This is a genomic window from Acidicapsa borealis (assembly GCF_059115245.1).
The window spans coordinates 1,898,892-1,913,721 of sequence record NZ_JCACNY010000001.1; the positions used below are offsets into that span (position 1 = coordinate 1,898,892).

Sequence of the window (14,830 nt, forward strand, 5' to 3'; positions counted from 1 at the left end):
CCGGGGCTTTAGCCCCTGAGGGATCCCGGTAAAGATGAACCAGCCAAACCCCCGGGCAAGCCGCAACAGCCGCTTCCGCGGCGCCCAGCCAACGCAGGCTCTTCTCCCCCTGCGCTACTGGCTCGTCTGCGGAGGCCTCCTTCTCTGGGTCGCCCTCATCATCACCAAGCTCTTCTGGCTACAGATCATGCGCCACGCCGAGTTCGTCGAAAAGGCGCAAAAGCAGCAGCAGCACACCTTTGAAGTAGCCGCCCGCCGAGGCGTCCTCTACGACCGCAACCTCCGCGAACTCGCCATGACCGTCATGGCCGACTCCATCTACGCCGTCCCGTCGGAAATCCAGGACAAGAAAGCCACTGTCCACGCTCTCGCCCAGATCGTCCATCGTGGCGCTGACAGCAACTCGCCGGTGGACACCTGGACCAGCGAAGACCAGATCGCCCAGCGCGTCGACGCCTCCCGCGGATTCGCCTGGATCGCCCGCCGCGTCTCTCCGGAAGCAGCCGCTCAGGTCAAGGCCCTTAATCTCAAGGGAATTTACTTTCAGAAAGAATTTGAGCGGTTTTATCCCGACAACGAAATGGCAGCGCAGATGCTCGGCTACGTCGGCATCGATGATAAGGGCCTCGGCGGCATCGAGAAGAAATTCGAGACCCGCCTGCACGGCCAGCCCGGCCGCATGTTCGCCGCTCTCGACGCCCGCCGCCACGTCATGGGCTCCAGCGTCCACGAGCCAGAGCCAGGGGAAAACCTCGTCCTCACCATCGACGAAAACATCCAGTTCATCGCCGAAAAATCCCTAGACGCGGCCATGGCCCGCACCCACGCCGACACCGGCACCGCCGTCGTGCAGGACGTTCACACCGGCCAGATTCTAGCCCTCGCCGTCCGCCCCACCTTCAACCCCAACGACTTCCGCCACACCACTCCAGAGTTGCTCCGCAACCACGCCGTCAGCGACGTCTACGAGCCCGGCAGCACCTTCAAGCTCGTCACCTACGCCGCCGCGCTCGACCAGCACATCGTCACTCCCGACGACAAGATCGACTGCCAGGGCGGCGCCATCACCTTCAACGGCCGCACTATCCACGACGACAAGTCCGACCACTACGGCGTCATCACAGTACACGAAGCTCTCGAACACTCCAGCGACGTAGCCGCCGTGAAGCTAGCCCTGCGCATGGGTCCCGACCACTTCAACGACTACGTTCATGCCTTCGGTTTCGGCAGCCGTTCAGGCTTGGAACTCCCCGGCGAAACCCGCGGCCTGCTCGCCCCGGTCAAGCGCTGGGGATCGACCACCATCGGCTCCATCGCCATGGGCCAGGAAATCGGTGTCACCCCACTCCAACTCGTAAGCATGGTCTCAACCATCGCTAACGGCGGCATCTACCTGCCTCCGCACGCAGTCATGTCCGCAGCCCAGCCGGGCCAGGGTCCGCAAACGCCGCATCCCTTCCGCGCCAACGAAGAACTCCCCAACCCGCTCCCACCCGGAGCCCACCGCGTCATCAGCACCATGACCGCCGCCGAGATGCGCAAGATGATGGAAGGCGTCGTCCTCTTCGGCACTGGCAAACCCGCCCAACTCAACGGCTACTCCGCCGGCGGCAAAACCGGCACTGCGCAAAAGATCGATCCCCGCACGCACACTTACTCAAAGACGATGCACATCGGCTCCTTCGCCGGTATGGCTCCCGTGAACAATCCGGTCATCGCCGTAGCTGTCGTCCTCGATAACCCGAAAGGCGCAGGCAACGCCTACTATGGCGGCCCCGCAGCCGCCCCAGTCTTCACCCAGATCGCCCAGCAAACCCTCGAGTACCTTCGCGTCCCCCACGACATCGAGCTCAAAGCCCCGCACTCCGGCAAGCCCCTCACCCCGCAAGACATCGAGCCGGAGCAGGAGCACACCAGCGACGTTCACGCCCTGACCGCCGCCCTCAACGACCTGCCTTCCGATGACCCCCTGCGCGAGGCCGTAGACAACGCAAAGGCCAACGCCAAAGCCGCCCTGGTAGCCCCGACGGTCGTGAAAGTCTCAACCAAATCGACCGCGAAAAACCTGATCCCACTCGCCCCAGCGCCAGCGCCCGCACCGGAAGTAGTCACCGTGTCGCTGCCCAAGGGCAACACCATCAAAGTCCCATCGCTGCTAGGCATGCCCGTCCGCCAGGTGGTGGAACAGGTAGCCATCGCCGGCCTCACGCTGCAAGTCGAAGGCCGTGGTCTCGTTCGCAGCCAGCAACCAGCAGCAGGCAGCCAGGTCGCCCCCGGCACCCAGATCACAGTCCACTGCGCCCGATAGGTGCTTATGACTTACTAACGATAGACATTAGTAATGAATAGCGTTAGTATGGGGCCTTGATCAAGAGTTTCAAAGACGTGAATACCAAACTGCTCTGGGAGACTGGCAAGAGCAAAAGAATTCCTGCCAATATTCGCCTGACAGCGCTCAAGAAACTTCGCATTCTTCATCGCGTTATCAAACTCGATGAATTAAAAATTCCGCCAGGCAATCGTCTGGAATCTCTCAAAGGGGATCGCAAGGGGCAACACAGCATTCGTATCAATGACCAATTTAGAATTTGCTTCACCTGGCGCGAACCAGATGCCTACGAAGTGGAAATCGTGGACTACCATTAAGAGGTTGCGATGAATAACATTCCATTTGCTTACTCCATTCATCCCGGCGACATCCTCCTCACGGAGTTCATGCAGCCGCTCGGCCTCACCGCCTACCGGCTGGCCAAGGACATCCACGTCTCCCTGCCACGGGTAAATGACCTGGTCCGTGGCAAACGTTCCATCACCGCCGATACCGCGCTGCGCCTCGCAACATATTTCGGCAACTCCGCCGAATTCTGGCTCGGCCTTCAGACCGATCACGACATCTGGATCGCAGCCAAAAGCAAGACGCTCCGAAAGGTCAAGCCAAGGCCAATCGCAGCTTAGTTCATCAAAAATCCATGTGATACATACAGGAACTGATCGCCGAATGCTCTGGACCGAACTCACTCGCGACGTAACATCCACTGACCAGGGCGGAACATCAAACCCGACCATCACCGGCATAGAGTATGACTCGCGCCGCGTGGCGACCGGCTCAGCCTTCGTAGCCATGCGCGGCGGAACCACCGACGGCAACCGCTACATCGAAGCAGCCCTGAAACAAGGCGCCTCCGCCATCGTCACCGACTCCCCGGAAGCCTTCGCGCACTTGACCTCGAATCACCCCGCCGTCCCGAGCCTCCTGGTCCCCCACGGCCGCCAGGCACTCGGCGAACTCTCTGCCGCCTTCTTCAGCCACCCCGAACGCAAACTCCACGCCACCGGCGTCACCGGCACCAACGGCAAAACCACCACCGCCTTCCTCACTGAAGCCCTCCTCAACAGCGCCGGACGATCCTCGATCCTCGTAGGCACCATCGAATACCACGTAGCCGGCCACATCCGCCCGTCAGCGCACACCACACCAGAATCCCGCGACCTGTTCGAACTCATGGCCGACGGCACCGCCCAGGGCGCAACCGAGCTGGTCATGGAAGTCTCCAGCCACGCCCTCGATCAGGGCCGCGTAGCCGCCGTCCCCTTCGATGTCGCCATCTTCACCAACCTCACCCGCGACCACCTCGACTACCACCACACCATGGAAGCCTACTTCGCAGCCAAGAAGCTGCTCTTCGACGGCACCCGCTACCCAGCTCCCCGCGTAGCAGTGTTAAACGCCGACGACCCACACAGCGAAGCCCTAGCCCGAGCCGCAAAATCCGCCGGCTCCAAAGTCGTAACCTACGGCTTCCATTCCAACGCAGACTGGCGCGCCGAGCACATCAAGCTCACCCCAGCAGGCGCAGACTTCACCCTGCACACCCCAGAAGGCACAACTCAAGTCCACTCCGCACTCGCCGGAGAAGTAAACATCCTCAATCTCCTCGCCGCCACCGCAGCAGCCCACGGTCGCGGCCTAAGCTTCGATCAACTCACCGCCGCCATCCCCAAGCTCCACCCCGTCCCAGGCCGATTCCAGCCAGTTTCAGCTGGCCAGCCGTTCACGGTCATCGTGGACTACGCCCACACCGACGACGCCATCCGCAACCTCACCGCGTTAGCCCGCCAACTCGTCCCCGCCACCGCAGGCCGCATCCTCACCCTCTTCGGCTGCGGCGGAGACCGTGATCGCACCAAGCGCCCGCGCATGGGACAGGCCGCAGGCGAGGGAAGCGATTTCGTCGTCGTCACCAGCGACAACCCTCGCAGCGAAGACCCCGAAGCCATCCTCGCCGAGATCCTCCCCGGTGTCGAAGAAACCGGAGTTCCCTACGCCGTGGAAGCAGACCGCGCCACCGCCATCCATCTCGTCCTCTCAAAAGCCCACCCCGGCGACGTAGTCCTCATCGCCGGTAAAGGTCACGAAAAGCAGCAGATCCTCGCCTCCGGGGCGATTTTCTTTGACGATGCGCAAGTGGCACTTTCCGCATTGCACGCACTCGGCTATGGTGGAAAGCGATGAAGCTCTCACTCGCCGAAGTCGCCGTAGGATCGAGCGCCAAGCTGGAGGCCCCAGCTAGCGCCGCCGGCGTAGGCTCATTCGTTGCTCAGGGCTACTCCATCGACTCCCGCACCATCGCCCCCGGCGAGCTCTTCTTCGCCGTCCGTGGCGAGCGCCTCGACGGCCACAACTACCTCGCTTCGGCCTTCGAGCGCGGCGCCATCGCGGCAGTAGTCTCCCTCAACCGCCTACCCACGCTGTCCGATGAAATCCTCGCCCACCCGCTGCTCATCGTCGAAGACCCACTGCAATCTCTGCAGTCCCTTGCAGCCCACGTCCGCCGCCACTGGGGAGGCCGCGTCGTAGCCATCACCGGCTCTGCCGGGAAGACCTCCACCAAAGACGCAGTAGCCGCCGCCCTCAGCGCCAAGTTCAACACCCTGAAGTCCAAGGGCAACCTGAACAACGGCTTCGGCCTCCCGCTCCAACTCCTCCGTCTCGAGCCCGAACACCAGTACGCTGTCATTGAAATGGGCATGAATCACGCCGGCGAAATCGCCCAGCTCGCTCGCATCGCCGCCCCCGACTGGGCCGTCATCACCAACGTCGGCATGGCCCATGTCGAAAATTTCCCCGACGGCCAGGGCGGCATCGCCCGCGCCAAATACGAGCTCGTCGAAGCCCTCCCTGCCTCGGGCGTAGCCTTCCTCAACTGTGACGACCGCTACGTAGGCCAGTTCGGTCGCGACTTCGCAGGCAAAGCTGTCTACTTCGGTGCCGGCCCCTGCGCCGACCCGCAAATTACCGCGATCCACGAAGGCGACTGCCTCCAGGTAGAGATCCAATCCGAAGGCCAGCCACTCAAGCTCAATCTGTCCATGCTTGGCCGCCACAATGCCAGCAACGCCGCCGCCGCCCTCGCCGTAGCCCGCGAAGCCGGAGTTCCCGCCGCCGACGCGATCCGCGCCCTCGAATCGCTCACCCCCGGCGACCGCCGCGGCGAAGTCCTCACCCTCCTCGGCGCGACGATCATCAACGATAGCTACAACTCCAACCCCGAAGCCCTGCAGTCGATGATCCAGGCCCTCGCCGCGCGAACCGTAGCCCCCGGTAGCCGCCGCATCCTCGTCGCCGGAGAAATGCTCGAACTAGGCGACCACGCCCCCGAACTCCACGCCGCCTGCGGCCAGGCCGCTGCCAAAGCCGGCATCAACATCATCATCGGCGTCCGCGGCAACGCCAGCTATTTGGTCGAATCCGCCACCGACACCGCCGGAGAATCGGAAGCCACAGGCCAGGAAGCCCTTTTCCTCCCCGACGCAGAGTCCGCCGGCCAATGGCTCAAAGAGCACCTCAAACCCGGCGACGTAGTCCTGATCAAGGGCTCAAGAGGCGTCCGCCTCGAACGAGCCATCGCCGTGCTCAGCGATTAAAGGCAAATGCAATCCAATTTCAGGCTCGCGACGGCAAATTGTAGGACGGCCTTTATCTCCTGTGGAGTTACATCGAACACCTGAGTGATCTCGTCAAGCGAAAGTCCGGCTTCTAGATTCTCAAACACCGTCTGGACCGGCATCCGAGTCCCGCGAAATACCCACGCTCCGCTCCTCTTGTCGGGAACACTTTCAACCGCATCACATTGCGACCAATTCAGAGACGACATGGATGCCCTCTTTCGATCTGTATATCTCTCGCGAGCATGCCGGTCATTCTATGTTAGCCATGTTGCTACTCGCTTCTGTGCGCCTGCGATTCCAAGCGCGAAACCTTCGAACAAACCCCAAGAGCAGGAAGATCCCAACAGCGCCTGAGACAACATAGACCAGACTGCCAGCTATCCAGAATGCCAGCCCTCCAATCTCCACACGCTGGAAAGATACTGCGATCAGAATGGTTGTGACAATGAATCCGATGGAGCCAAATCCGCAAAAAGTCAGCACGGTCCAGAAGGCCAACCCAGCATGCCTCTCGACCGATTGAGTCCCTTTGAAGAAGGCGTATATCGCCGCGGCTAGAGCCACGACAATGCTCACATACCAGCCAGCGTAAAGAATCGATATAACTTCCATACTTCCTCGCACTCACCCTGACCCGGTGCAGACAATGATTCCACATCCAAACCCAACCCTCCACGACCATCCCACCCGAGTAGAATCAAAGCTACACCCAGATCGCGCCTGCCTCCGGAGGCTACTTGCTTTATTGGCTGCTGTACCAAAAGCTGTTCCCTTACTTCCACCCCTTCCGCATCTTCGGATATCTCACCTTCCGTACCTCCTTCGCCTCGCTCACCGCGCTGCTCATCGGCCTGCTGATCGGCCCCATGGTCATCGACAAGCTGCGCCAGTTTCAGATCAGCCAGTACATCCGCGACGAAGGCCCCGAATCCCACAAGAAAAAGTCCGGCACCCCCACCATGGGCGGCGTCCTCATCGCCATCGCCATCCTGCTGCCGACCCTGCTATGGTCTGACCTGTCCAACCCCTTCGTCTGGGTCGTCATAGGGTCCACGTTCGGCTTCGGAGCCATCGGTTTCGCGGACGACTACATCAAGGTCGTCAAGCGCCGCAACCTCGGCCTCACCGCCCGCGCCAAGATGTTCTGGCAGATCCTCGTCTCGCTCGCCATCGCCTGCACCCTCGTCGTCCTGCAGCAGTTCCGCCTGTTTTCAACCGGCCTCAACGTCCCCTTCATCAAGCACTACCATCCGGACATGACCTGGCCATGGCTCGCCACCATCACCCACGTCGGTTTCCTCGCGTTTATCCCGTTCATCATCTTCGTGACACTGGTCATCGTCTTCTCTTCGAACGCGGTCAACCTAACCGATGGCCTCGACGGCCTTGCCATCGGCTGCACCATCATCGCGGCGGGGGCACTGGTCGTCCTCACCTACGTCAGCGGACACGTCGTCTTCGCCGACTACCTCGAACTCCAGCGCATGCCCAAGGTCGGCGAACTGACCGTCTTCTGCGGAGCCATGGTCGGAGCATCCATCGGCTTCCTCTGGTACAACGCCCACCCCGCCGAAGTCTTCATGGGCGACGTAGGCTCGCTCGCCCTCGGCGGAGCCATCTCCACTGTCGCCGTCATCATCCGCCAGGAATTGCTTCTGCCCTTCATCGGCGGCATCTTCGTCATCGAAGCCATGTCCGTCATCCTCCAGGTCGGCAGCTACAAGCTCCGCAACGGCAAACGCATCTTCAAGATGGCCCCGCTCCACCACCACTTCGAGCTGCTCGGCTGGAAAGAGTCCAAAGTCATCGCTCGCTTCTGGATCGCCGCCCTGGTGTTTGCATTGTTTGCACTCACCACCTTGAAACTCCGGTAAATCAAGGCCATCCAGCATCATTGAGTGCCACAATTGGAGTTGGCGCGAAACAGCATAGAAAAGCAATCAGGAGCAGAAACGCGGATGGAGTTGAAGGGCAAAAAAGTTCTCGTCGTCGGCCTCGGCAAATCCGGCCTCGCCGCCGCGCTGTTTCTCCGCGCCCAGGGCGCGCAGGTCACCGTCTCAGACATGCGCTCCGCCTCCGCCCTCGCAAAAGAAATCCCCGCCCTGCTCGAACATGGCATCAGCGTCGAATCCGGCGGCCACGGCCTCTTCACTTTCCGCCGCCAGGACCTCATTGTCGTTAGCCCCGGCGTCCCCATGGACACTCCCGAGCTGGTCCAGGTCAAAGCCTTTGGCCTGCCCATCATCGGTGAACTCGAACTGGCCTTCCAGTACCTCAAAGGCCACATCCTCGCCATCACCGGCTCCAACGGCAAAACCACCACCACCGCCCTCACCGGCGAGATCATGGCCGCCGCCAATATCCCAACCCAGGTCGGCGGCAACATCGGCGTTCCCGTGGTCGAGCTGATCGAGAAGAGTGCCGACGAAAGCTGGGCTGTCCTCGAAGTCTCCAGCTTCCAGCTCGAAAGCACACAACTCTTCCACCCCAAAATCGCGGTCATCCTCAATATCACCCCGGACCACCTCGACCGCCACGGCACCTTCGAAAACTACGCGCTCGCCAAGGAGCGCATCACCGCTGTGCAGACGCCGGAAGATTTCCTCGTCCTGAACGCCGACAACCACCGCGCCGCCGAGGCAGCCACGCGCACTCAGGCCAGCGTCTACTTCTTCTCCATCGAAAAGCCCGTAGCCCGGGGCGCATGGGTCCGGAACCACGAAATCGTCTTCCGCCAGAGCGAAGCCGCGGCCATCGAGCCGGTCATCACTCTGGCCGAAATCCCGCTCAAGGGCACTCACAACGTAGAAAATGTCCTCGCTGCCGTTTGCGCCACCCGCCTCGCCGGAGCACCGGTCGAAGCCATCCGCAGCGCCATCCAGAACTTCCGCGCCGTCGAACACCGTCTCGAATTCGTCACCACCGACAACGGCGTCGACTACTACAACGACTCCAAGGCCACCAACGTGGACGCGGCAGCCAAAGCCATCGCCGCCTTCCCCGAGTGCATCCACCTCATCCTCGGCGGCAAAGACAAAAACTCCAACTACGCCGACCTTGCCGACCTCCTGCGCAAGCGCGTCAAAGCCGTCTACACCATCGGCTCCGCCGCCGCCAAGATCGAATCGCAAATCCGCGGCATCGTTCCCATTCACCCGTGTGAAACCCTCGACAAAGCCGTGGAAGCCGTCCGCAAAGCCGCCCGTCCCGGCGACGTCGTACTCCTCTCGCCAGCCTGCTCCAGCTTCGACCAGTTCGAAAACTACGAGCAGCGCGGCCGCGTCTTCAAGCAACTGGTTCTCGAAAAACCGCTGGAGAAGGGAAGTCGTTAAACCATGGCCAAACGCGTAGGCGTCGACAAATGGCTCTTCTTCACCACGCTTTCCCTCGTGGTCGTCGGCCTCGCCATGGTCTTCTCCGCCTCCGCCGTCATGGCCCAGGAAAAATTCGGTTCACCCTACACATTTCTCGGCCGCCAGACCCTCTGGGCGCTCCTCGGAGTCCTCGCCATGGTCGTCCTCATGCGCATCGACTACCGCCGCTACAACTCCAAGCGCTTCGTCTACCCCGCCATGGTCGTGACGTTTTTGCTATTGTTAGCGGTCTTCGTAGTACCTGGGTCCCACGCCACCCACCGCTGGATCCGCTTTGGCCCTTTCTTCACCTTCCAGCCATCCGAAATCGCCAAACCCATGCTGGCCATCTTCCTAGCCTGGTTCCTGCATAACCGCATGAATACCATCCGCGACTGGCGCCACACGCTGCTGCCCGTCGTCATCCCCGCACTGGTCATGATCGGCTTGGTAGCAAAGGAGCCGGACCTCGGCACTTCGATCGTCCTCTTCGGCCTCACCGTCCTTACCCTCCTGCTCGCCGGAATGCAGTGGCGCTACGTTATGGGCATCTTCGCCGTCGTCGCACCCGTCGTCGTTGCCATGCTCATCTTCGTCCCCTGGCGTCTCGCCCGCATGCGCGTCTTCCTGCATCCTGAAGCCGACCCCAAAGGCGCAGGCTTCCACATCAACCAGTCGCTTATCGCTGTAGGTACCGGCGGCTGGACAGGACGCGGCTACATGGAAGGCGTCCAGAAACTCTTCTACCTCCCCGAGCCCCACACCGATTTCATCTTCGCCAACATCGCCGAAGAAATGGGCTTCGTCGGAGCCATCCTCATCGTGCTCCTCTTCTGTGTTCTCGCCGTCCGCGGCCTGCGCACCGTTTTCCTCCTGCGCGACCCCTTCGCCCGGCTGCTCGCCTTTGGCATCACCATCACGATCCTGATCCAGGCCTTCTTCAACATGAGCGTAGTCGTAGCCCTGCTGCCCACCAAAGGCATTCCGCTCCCATTCATCTCCTCAGGCGGCACCAGCCTATGCATCATGCTGGCCAGCATAGGCATCCTCCTGAACCTGACCCGCGAGATCGATTAAGTGCCCTCCAGTAATCCCAGAATCCTCATCGCCGGCGGCGGCACCGGCGGCCACATCATCCCCGCCCTTGCCGTAGCCCGCGAACTCACCACCCGCCACCACGCCGAAGTCCTCTTCGTAGGCACCGCCCGCGGCATGGAATCCCGCTTAGTCCCCCAGGCAGGCTTTAAGCTCGAACTCATCCAGATCGGCCCACTGAACCAAGTCTCATTACTCACAAAGCTGAAAACGCTGACAGGCCTCCCACTCAGTCTCGTAGACTGCCGCAAAATCATCCAGAACTTCCGCGCCGACGCCGTCTTCGGCGTAGGCGGCTACGCCTCCGGCCCAGCCATGGGCGCAGCCATCCTCAGCGGCATCCCCACCATGGCCTTCGAGCCCAACGCCGTTCCCGGCATGGCCAACCGCATCATCGGCAAACGCGTCCAGGCCGCCGCCGTCAACTTTCCGCCCGCCGCCAAATGGTTCCGTAACGCCGAAGTCACCGGCATCCCAGTCCGCCCGGAGTTCTTCCAGATCACCGCTCCGGACCCCGCCACCCCTCCCCATCTGTTGATCTTCGGAGGCTCCCAGGGCGCTCGCATCTTCAACACCCTGATGCCCCCGCTGATCCCGGCAATGCTCGAAGCGATCCCCGGCCTGACCATCCTCCACCAGGCCGGCGCCCGCCACGCCGACACCACCCGCGCTGCCTACGCAGCCTCTGGAGCCGACCCCAGCCGCTGGCAGGTAGAAGCCTTCCTTGACGACATGGGCGCCCGCTTCGGCGTGGCCAATCTTGTCATGGCCCGCAGCGGAGCATCCACCGTAGCCGAGCTGGCCGCCGCCGGCAAACCCTCGCTCCTCATCCCCTTCGCCGCCGCCGCCGATGACCACCAGCGCAGCAACGCGTTAGTCATGGTTCAGGCCAACGCCGCCGAAATGCTCGAAGAGCGCCAACTCCCCGAACCGAATCTGCTGCTCAATACCCTGAAAAATCTCCTAGCCAACCCGGCCAAACTTCAGACGATGGCCCAGAACGCCAAAACCCAGGCCCACCCCGACGCAGCCGCCCGCATAGCCGACCGCCTCATCGACCTCATCAAGACAAAGTAGTCCAGACAAAGAAAAAGGGACGAGCCGAAGCCCGTCCCCTTGATCTGCTGAACTGCGGTGCAGCTTACCGGTGTCCACCACCGCCGTGGCCGCCGCCACCGGCATGTCCACCGCCGCCACCGAAGTGACCGCCACCCCCGCCGAATCCACCGCCAGCGTGTCCGCCGCCACTGAATCCGCCTCCGGGCCGTCCGCCACCAAATCCACCAGGTCGTCCACCGCCGTATCCAGGATGGCTACCGCCGTAAGCTCCACCGGGACGTCCGCCACCGTATCCAGGGCGTCCACCGCCATATCCGGGACGTCCACCGTAACCGCCATAACCAGGCCGGCCGCCACCATAACCGTATCCATGTCCGCCGTAGCCATATCCACGACCACCGTAGTATCCGCCATGGCCCCAGCCACCATAGTAGCCATGACCCCAGCCCCAGCCGCGACCGTACCATGGGCCAACGCCCAGGAAGAAGCCGCCCGAGAACCAGGAAGGACCGTAATACCCATAGGGAGCGCAGTCGTACGGGTAGTAGGAGTAGTAGCCATAATCGCAAACCGGCGGGCCATAAGCGTAGGGCACAGGCGCAATCACCGGGCCAATCCCCACACCGACAAATACGCGCGCTTCAGCCTTCGGTGTCAAAGACACCATCACCGCCAGCAACGCTGCCAAGAAAACCAAGCGAAGATTCCGCATTGTAGACCTCCAGGAGCCTTCCGGAACTCACCGCACCCGTATCCCGAGGCCGTGAGAAGAACGTGTGAGAAGGAGATTTCCAATCCCTTCCGGTCAGCTAACGCCGTTTCCAGCGTCTCTGTTGATTTGAACGCCATCCAGTGCGATAAGTTGCGCGAAGGACCAAACTTTCTGCAAGCCCAACACATCGATTTCGTCCTTCGTACCCGCACTCCCTCGCGCAAAACAAAGCGGCCCCTTCTCCATTTCGGAGAAGGGGCCGTATCTGCGAGCAATCAAGCCTGCAAACGATACAAACAAATCAGCTTACCGGTGTCCGCCATGGCCACCGGCAAATCCGTGACCACCGCCCGCGAAACCGTGACCCTGGAAGCCTCCACCTTGCGCATGCCCAAAGTTCTGGCCACGCCCATCAAATCCGCGCCGGTCCCAGCCGCCGCCACGGTGATCGAACCTTACCTCGGGCCGATACCCGCGACCGTAGCCGTAAGCGTATCCACGGCCCCAGCCCGCATTCCAGCCCGGATAGACTCGATACCCAGGCCCGCGAAACACCCATGCCCCGGGCACCCAATACCCGCCGTTGTAATACCCAACCGTCCAGACATACCCATCCCCAGGGCAGGGAGGAATTGCCGCTGTGTCATAGCCATCCTGACCCTGGTATTGACCTTGGTCCTGGTATTGGCCCTGGTCTTGATACTGGCCTTGGTACTGCCCCTGTCCCTGGTACTGTCCCTGGTTAGGATTCTGAGCAGGATACTGCTGCCCCTGGTAAGGAGCCTGCGCCGCAGCGGCTACCGTTCCAGCCGTGAGCAACCCGGCCGCAGCCACCATTCCAAACATCCACTTCCGACCGCTAGCAAGGTTTGCAAAAATCGTATTCCGCATGGCACCCACCCCTTCGCCCCGGCAATTCAATCCGGAGACCGCGAGTCGTCGAGAGGAGAACTTGTCAACCGCCGTTCCCTTGCAACTCGCCTTTCCTGACAGTACAAACACACCCCCAGCAAAAGGTTGCGGCCAACAATCTGCAACTTTCACTTCTCACAAAGCATCCACGACCATTCGCCTAACCAATGATCACTGTCCGCTGTTTGCTGTCCGCTGTTTGCTGTTCCCTGACCCCGTTCCCCGAAATGTTACCCTTGCCTTTTACATGTTCATCCAAAAGCAACACGTTCACTTCATCGGAATCGGCGGCATCGGCATGAGCGGCATCGCCGAAATCCTGCTCACCCTGGGCATGAAAGTCTCCGGCTCCGACCTGCGCCGCGGCCCCATCACCGACCGCCTCGCCCAAATGGGCGCAACGATTTACGAAGGCCACGAAAGCGGCCATCTCGGCGACGCGACAGTAGTCGTCACCAGCTCCGCCGTCAGCCCGCGCAACCCAGAAGTAGTAGAAGCCCGAGCACGCAAAGTCCCCGTCATCCAGCGCGCAGAAATGCTCGCCGAACTCATGCGCCTCAAATACGGAATAGCTGTAGCCGGCATGCACGGCAAGACAACGACAACCTCCATGGTCGCGTCAGTCCTCGCCGCCGGCGGTCTCGATCCGACAGTAGTCGTAGGTGGCCGCGTAGACGCCCTCGGCTCCAACGCCCGTCTCGGCCAGTCCCAATACCTCGTCGCCGAAGCCGACGAAAGCGACCGCTCCTTCCTCAAGCTCTCGCCCATCCTCGCCATCGTCACCAACCTCGACCGCGAGCACATGGACTGCTACCGCGACATGGATGACGTCGAATCCGCCTTCCTTACTTTCATGGACAAGGTTCCCTTCTACGGCGCCGTTACCGCCTGCATCGATAACCCGCTCCTGGCCAAGATCCTGCCCCGCGCCCAGCGCCGCATCTACACCTACGGAGTCTCCGCTGAAGCCGACTACCGCCTCGAAATCCTTGCATCGAATCCAGACGCGACCGGCCCAGCCTGCTCCGCCGGCCCCGGCTTCGCCCGCTTCCAGGTCCACACCGCCAAAGGCCCGCAAGGTCCCTTCGAACTCCGCGTCCCCGGCCGCCACAACATCCTCAACGCCACAGCCGCCGTGGCCATCGCCTGCCAGCTCGAAGTCCCGGCCGACCTCATCGCCACCGGCCTGGCCAACTTCAACGGCGTAGACCGCCGCTTCCAGCTCCGCGGCAAAGCCAACGGCATTGCCGTAGTAGACGACTACGGCCACCACCCCACCGAAATCTCCGCCACCTTAGCCGCCGCCCGCGAATGCGGCTACAACAAGATCCACGTCATCTTCCAGCCGCACCGCTACACCCGTACCCGCGACCTGCTCGAAGAGTTCAGCCACGCCTTCACCCTGGCCGACTCCGTCACAGTCCTCCCCATCTACGCCGCCAGCGAAGAACCCATCCCCGGCATAGACGCCGAACTGTTAGTAGCCAGAATGCGCGACACAGAATCTCACTACGCCGCCGACTTCCCATCCGCAGTAGAGCGTGTCACAGCAGAAGCCCAACCCGGCGACCTGATCATGACCCTGGGCGCGGGCAACGTAAGCCAGCTAGCCCCCCAAGTGCTGACAGCAATCGAAGCCAAAGCAGAAGTAGCCCAGTAGCAGCACCAGCTTTTGCCGTTGCCTTTGCTTTTGCCGTTGCCTCTGCTTTTGCTGTAGTTTTTTGTTTGTCATTCCCGAAGGGAATCTGCT

General features: G+C 61.7%; 13 protein-coding genes. 10 read left to right on the plus strand and 3 right to left on the minus strand.

Features of this window, described 5'->3' with window-relative positions; genetic code table 11:
* The first annotated feature begins 34 nt into the window (after nucleotides 1-34).
* From AC5S27_RS07755 to AC5S27_RS07775, 5 genes are read left to right on the plus strand one after another with little or no spacing between them, the layout of a single operon-like run.
* Nucleotides 35-2,308 (plus strand): penicillin-binding protein, encoded by a 2,274-nt coding sequence (locus tag AC5S27_RS07755; protein ID WP_493933986.1) that lies wholly within the window; start codon nucleotides 35-37, stop codon nucleotides 2,306-2,308.
* A gap of 56 nt (nucleotides 2,309-2,364) precedes the next feature.
* Nucleotides 2,365-2,646, plus strand: a complete 282-nt coding sequence (locus tag AC5S27_RS07760) for a type II toxin-antitoxin system RelE/ParE family toxin (protein WP_493933987.1) — start codon at nucleotides 2,365-2,367, stop codon at nucleotides 2,644-2,646.
* Between the two features lie 9 nt (nucleotides 2,647-2,655).
* The gene (locus AC5S27_RS07765; protein ID WP_493933988.1) at nucleotides 2,656-2,955 is read left to right on the plus strand and encodes a HigA family addiction module antitoxin; all 300 of its coding nucleotides are present in this window, start codon (nucleotides 2,656-2,658) and stop codon (nucleotides 2,953-2,955) included.
* Between the two features lie 43 nt (nucleotides 2,956-2,998).
* Nucleotides 2,999-4,513 (plus strand): UDP-N-acetylmuramoyl-L-alanyl-D-glutamate--2,6-diaminopimelate ligase, encoded by a 1,515-nt coding sequence (locus AC5S27_RS07770; protein ID WP_493933989.1) that lies wholly within the window; start codon nucleotides 2,999-3,001, stop codon nucleotides 4,511-4,513.
* Nucleotides 4,510-5,925 carry a UDP-N-acetylmuramoyl-tripeptide--D-alanyl-D-alanine ligase gene (locus AC5S27_RS07775; RefSeq protein WP_493933990.1) on the plus strand — a complete coding sequence of 472 codons (1,416 nt, stop codon included), beginning with the start codon at nucleotides 4,510-4,512 and terminating at the stop codon, nucleotides 5,923-5,925. Before AC5S27_RS07770 ends, AC5S27_RS07775 begins: the two co-directional genes overlap by 4 nt.
* Here AC5S27_RS07775 and AC5S27_RS07780 read toward each other — a convergent pair.
* Nucleotides 5,922-6,155: a DUF433 domain-containing protein gene (locus AC5S27_RS07780; RefSeq protein WP_493933991.1), complete on the minus strand. Its 234-nt coding sequence runs from the start codon at nucleotides 6,153-6,155 to the stop codon at nucleotides 5,922-5,924. The genes AC5S27_RS07775 and AC5S27_RS07780 overlap by 4 nt on opposite strands.
* Nucleotides 6,156-6,686: 531 nt before the next feature.
* Here AC5S27_RS07780 and mraY point away from each other — a divergent pair.
* The 4 genes from mraY (at nucleotide 6,687) to murG (ending at nucleotide 11,474) form a co-directional block, all read left to right on the plus strand.
* Nucleotides 6,687-7,823, plus strand: coding sequence for a phospho-N-acetylmuramoyl-pentapeptide-transferase (gene mraY / locus AC5S27_RS07785; RefSeq protein WP_493933992.1), 1,137 nt, complete (start codon nucleotides 6,687-6,689; stop codon nucleotides 7,821-7,823).
* A gap of 84 nt (nucleotides 7,824-7,907) precedes the next feature.
* Nucleotides 7,908-9,281, plus strand: coding sequence for a UDP-N-acetylmuramoyl-L-alanine--D-glutamate ligase (murD, locus tag AC5S27_RS07790; RefSeq protein WP_493933993.1), 1,374 nt, complete (start codon nucleotides 7,908-7,910; stop codon nucleotides 9,279-9,281).
* Between the two features lie 3 nt (nucleotides 9,282-9,284).
* Nucleotides 9,285-10,379 (plus strand): putative lipid II flippase FtsW, encoded by a 1,095-nt coding sequence (gene ftsW / locus AC5S27_RS07795; RefSeq protein ID WP_493933994.1) that lies wholly within the window; start codon nucleotides 9,285-9,287, stop codon nucleotides 10,377-10,379.
* Entirely contained in the window at nucleotides 10,380-11,474 is a 1,095-nt protein-coding gene (gene murG / locus AC5S27_RS07800; protein ID WP_493933995.1) for an undecaprenyldiphospho-muramoylpentapeptide beta-N-acetylglucosaminyltransferase, read from the plus strand.
* Here the strand turns inward: murG and AC5S27_RS07805 are convergent.
* Together AC5S27_RS07805 and AC5S27_RS07810 are read right to left on the minus strand one after the other, a co-directional pair.
* Nucleotides 11,361-12,017, minus strand: a complete 657-nt coding sequence (locus AC5S27_RS07805) for a hypothetical protein (RefSeq protein ID WP_493933996.1) — start codon at nucleotides 12,015-12,017, stop codon at nucleotides 11,361-11,363. The genes murG and AC5S27_RS07805 overlap by 114 nt on opposite strands.
* A gap of 457 nt (nucleotides 12,018-12,474) precedes the next feature.
* Nucleotides 12,475-13,059, minus strand: coding sequence for a hypothetical protein (locus tag AC5S27_RS07810; protein ID WP_493933997.1), 585 nt, complete (start codon nucleotides 13,057-13,059; stop codon nucleotides 12,475-12,477).
* A 268-nt stretch (nucleotides 13,060-13,327) separates the two neighbouring features.
* On the opposite strand from AC5S27_RS07810, the gene murC reads away from it, so the two are divergent.
* Nucleotides 13,328-14,740: a UDP-N-acetylmuramate--L-alanine ligase gene (murC, locus tag AC5S27_RS07815; protein ID WP_493933998.1), complete on the plus strand. Its 1,413-nt coding sequence runs from the start codon at nucleotides 13,328-13,330 to the stop codon at nucleotides 14,738-14,740.
* Nucleotides 14,741-14,830: the final 90 nt, after the last annotated feature.